The following is a 3,796-nucleotide window of genomic DNA, read 5'->3' as shown; positions in this document are numbered from 1 at the left end:
CAGCTCCCACAGATTCCGATGTCGAGCACACAATCGTGTTCCAACCGAAAACTCTGTGGGAGCTGGCTTGCCAGCGATGAGGCCATAAAGACCGCTAGAGCATCAACGCTCGTGCAGCGCCTCGGCCCGCGCCCGAATGATCGGCTTGAGCAGATAGCTCAGCACCGACTTCTTGCCGGTGATGATATCCACCGACGCGACCATCCCCGGAATGATCAGCAGCGGCTTGTCATCGGTGCCCAAGTGGCTGCGCTCGGTGCGCACCTTGATCATATAGTAGGTGGTTTTCTTGTCTTCGTCGGTGATGGTGTCGGCGCCAATCTGCTCCAGCTTGGCTTTGAGTCCGCCATAAATGGTGTAATCGTACGCGGTGAATTTGACGATCGCTTCCTGCCCCGGATGCAGGAACGCAATGTCCTGCGGGCGGATCTTGGCTTCGACCAGCAAGGTGTCGTCCAGCGGCACGATTTCCACCATGTCGCTGCCCGGCTGGATCACGCCGCCAATGGTGTTGACCAGCAACTTGTTGACGATGCCGCGCACCGGCGAGGTGACCAGCGTCCGGCTGACCCGGTCTTCCAGCGCTTTGCCGGTGGCCTGGGCCTTGTTCAGGTCGGTGCGGGCTTCGTTGAGCTGAGTCAGCGCTTCGCTGCGGAATTTGCCGCGCGTCTCGTCGATCTTGCGTTGTACTTCCTTGATCGCCGATTCGGCGCGCGGAATGGCCAGCGTGGTGGCGTCGAGCTGACCACGGGTTTCGACTTCGGCACGCTTGAGGCGCAGCACTTCCACCGGCGATACGGCACCCTGCGCCACCAGTGGTTCGGACATGTTGATTTCCTGGCGCTGCAGGCCCAGTTGCTGACGATATTGCGCTTGCTTGGAGCTGAATTCGCGCAGTTCTTGTTGACGCTGAATCAGTTGTTCCTGCAGGCCACCGATTTCGTCATGCAATTGCTGACGACGGCTGATGTACAACGACTCTTTCGCTTTTCGCCTGACCCGGCACGGCTTTGAGCACGTCTTCCGGGAAGTTCAGCGGACGGTCATCGACCTCGGCGCTCAGGCGCTCGACGCGCAACAGCATCGACAGGCGATCAGCCTCGGTTTCGCCGACGTTGGAAGCAAATCGCGTGTCGTCCAGGCGAATCAGCGGTGCGCCGGCCTCGACGATCTGGCCTTCCTTGACGAACATTTCCGAAACGATCCCGCCCTCCAGGTTCTGGATTTTCTGGATCTTCGACGACGGAATCGCCTTGCCGTCGCCCTTGGTCACTTCGTCGATCACGGCGAAGTTGGCCCACAGCAGCAGGAACAGGAAGAAGCCGATGATTGCCCAGATGGTCAGGCGCACGACGCGCGGGGCGTCCTCGATCAACGCCTTGTTGACCTCCGGCAGCGGCTGGCCCTGCAGCGAGGCAGAACCCTTGAAGTAGCGGCGGATCGACTCTTTGACACCCGACTTAAGCAACACTGATCTGCCCCTTCTTCAACGCTTCCATCACGGCGGCTTTCGGGCCATCGGCAAGAATCTGTCCACGGTCGACCACCAGCAGGCGGTCGACCAGCGACAGCAGCGAGGCCCGGTGCGTCACCAGCACCACGGTCTTGTTTTCAACCACGGCAGCCAAGCGTTGCTTGAGGCGTTCTTCGCCGGTGTTGTCCATGGCGCTGGTCGGTTCGTCGAGCAAAAGGATCGGCGGGTTGAGCAGCAGCGCCCGCGCCAGTGCAACGTTCTGCCGCTGGCCACCGGACAGGTTCTGCCCGCGTTCACCGACTTGCAGCTCATAACCTTGCGGATGCAGGCGGGCAAATTCGTGCACGCCGGCCAGTTCGGCGGCTTGCAGCACCAGCTCGTCTTCGACGTAGCGCGCGCCGGAGATCAGGTTGTCACGCAGGGTGCCGGCCAGCAGCTGGATGTCCTGCGGCACGTAGCCGATGTTGTAGCGCAACTCGCTGACGTCGATCTGGCGGATGTCCACGCCGTCCACCAGCAACGCGCCGTCGTCCGGCTGATACAGACCCACCAGCAGTTTCGCCAGTGAGCTTTTGCCCGAACCGCTGCGGCCGATGATGCCGATCTTCTCGCCGGGACGGATGACCAGGTTAATGTTCTTCAGCGCCGGGTTCTGTTGTTCCGGGTAAGTGAAGTTCAGCTGACGGCACTCAATCGCGCCCTGCAACACCTTGCGGCTCAGCGGACGCTCTTCGAAATTGCGCTCCTGCGGCAGCTCCATCATCTGGTCAACCGACGTCATGGTCACCCGCGCCTGCTGATAACGCGTCAGCAAACCAGACAGCGACGCCAGCGGGCTGAGCGCGCGGCCGCTGAGCATGTAGCAGGCAATCAGACCGCCCATGCTCAGGTTGCCGGCGATGATCTGGTACACGCCGAAGACGATCATGATCACCCCGGCCAGTTGCTGGATCAGCAGAGTGATGTTCATCGCCAGACCGGAGAGCATTTTCACTCGCAGCTCGAGGCGGCTGAGGGTGCCGATGGTCTGTTCCCACTGATACTGGCGTTCGCTTTCGGCGTTGTTGACCTTGACCGCGTCGAGGCCGGCGAGGGTTTCGATCAGGCTCGACTGCCGCTCGGCGCCGAGGGCCATGGTGCGCTCCATGGTCGCGACCAGCGGCTTCTGCAGCGCGTAACCGATCAACAAGGCAATCGGGAACGCCAGCACCGGAATCCACACCAGATGCCCGCCGAGAATCGCGATGACGATGAAGATCAGAATGGTGAACGGCAGGTCGATCAGGCTGGTCAGGGTCAGCGAGGCGAGAAAGTCGCGCAGGCTCTGAAACTCATGGATGTTCTGCGCAAAACTGCCGACCCGCGCCGGACGGTATTTCATGGCCATGCCGACGATGCGTTCGAACAGCGTCGCGGAGATGATCAGGTCGGTTTTCTTGCCGGCCAGATCCAGGCACAGACTGCGCAGGCTCTTGAGAATCAGATCGAAAATGTAGGCACCGGTGATGCCCAGCGCCAGCACCCACAGGGTCGCTTCGGCCTGGTTCGGCACCACGCGGTCGTAGACGTTCATCACGAACAGCGGCGCGGCCATGGCGATGATGTTGATCAGGAAACTCGCGGCGATCGCATCGGCGTACAGCCAGCGCGAGCGCTTGAGGGTGTCGCGGAACCACGAGCGCGCTCGCGGGATCAGCGTGCCGTGGTTGACGTCGAATTTGTGCTGCGGCTGGGCGAAGAACACTTTGCCGGTGTAGTCATCGGCCAGCAGTTCGCGGCTGACCACCGATTCGCCGCCATCGCTTTCGCTGAGCAGCACCCGGGCTTCGTTGTCACCTTGCCAGCCGAGCAGGACGGCGCTGCGGCCATCCTTGAGCAGCAACAGCGCCGGCATGGCAATCGCCGGAATCTCTTCCAGCTTGCGTTGCAGCACCCGACCCTGCAGCCCGGCGCGAGCCGCTGCGCGGGGCAGCAACTCGACGCTCAGGCGCTGCTTGGGCAGCGGCAGACCGGTGGTGAGCATCGCCGCACTGGCCGGCTTCTGGTGCAACATGCATAGAGCGAGCAGACCATCCAGTAACGGATCGTCGTGCATCGCGCGCGGATCATGAATGAGTTGAACTCGACTGACTTCTGATTCCACGCTCGGCACTCTTGGCTAACAATTGAACAATGAAGGTTCTGCTCAATTCATACCGGGCAGTTGGACCTTCGGCTTCACATCGTTCTGCACGACGGATGCCAACGGCGCGACCACTCCCTGGCTCTTGAGCAACTCGCCCATGGTCGCCTTGATTCGATACTGAGTAAATAACTGAATGT

Annotated in this window: 1 protein-coding gene and 1 pseudogene; both read right to left on the bottom strand. The window is 61.2% G+C overall.

Features of this window, described 5'->3' with window-relative positions:
* Positions 1-102: 102 nt before the first annotated feature.
* Positions 103-1,471 (bottom strand): annotated as a pseudogene (locus HT737_RS16535) (HlyD family type I secretion periplasmic adaptor subunit).
* Positions 1,461-3,617: a type I secretion system permease/ATPase gene (locus HT737_RS16530; RefSeq protein ID WP_131670823.1), complete on the bottom strand. Its 2,157-nt coding sequence runs from the start codon at positions 3,615-3,617 to the stop codon at positions 1,461-1,463. The pseudogene HT737_RS16535 and the gene HT737_RS16530 overlap by 11 nt, the downstream one beginning before the upstream one ends.
* Positions 3,618-3,796 lie beyond the last annotated feature (179 nt).

This window comes from Pseudomonas sp. MD195_PC81_125, assembly GCF_014060985.1.
Classification (GTDB): Bacteria; Pseudomonadota; Gammaproteobacteria; order Pseudomonadales; family Pseudomonadaceae; genus Aquipseudomonas; species Aquipseudomonas parakoreensis.
Note: the sequence above shows the minus strand (reverse complement) of the source record. Positions and strands in the feature narration are given on the sequence as shown.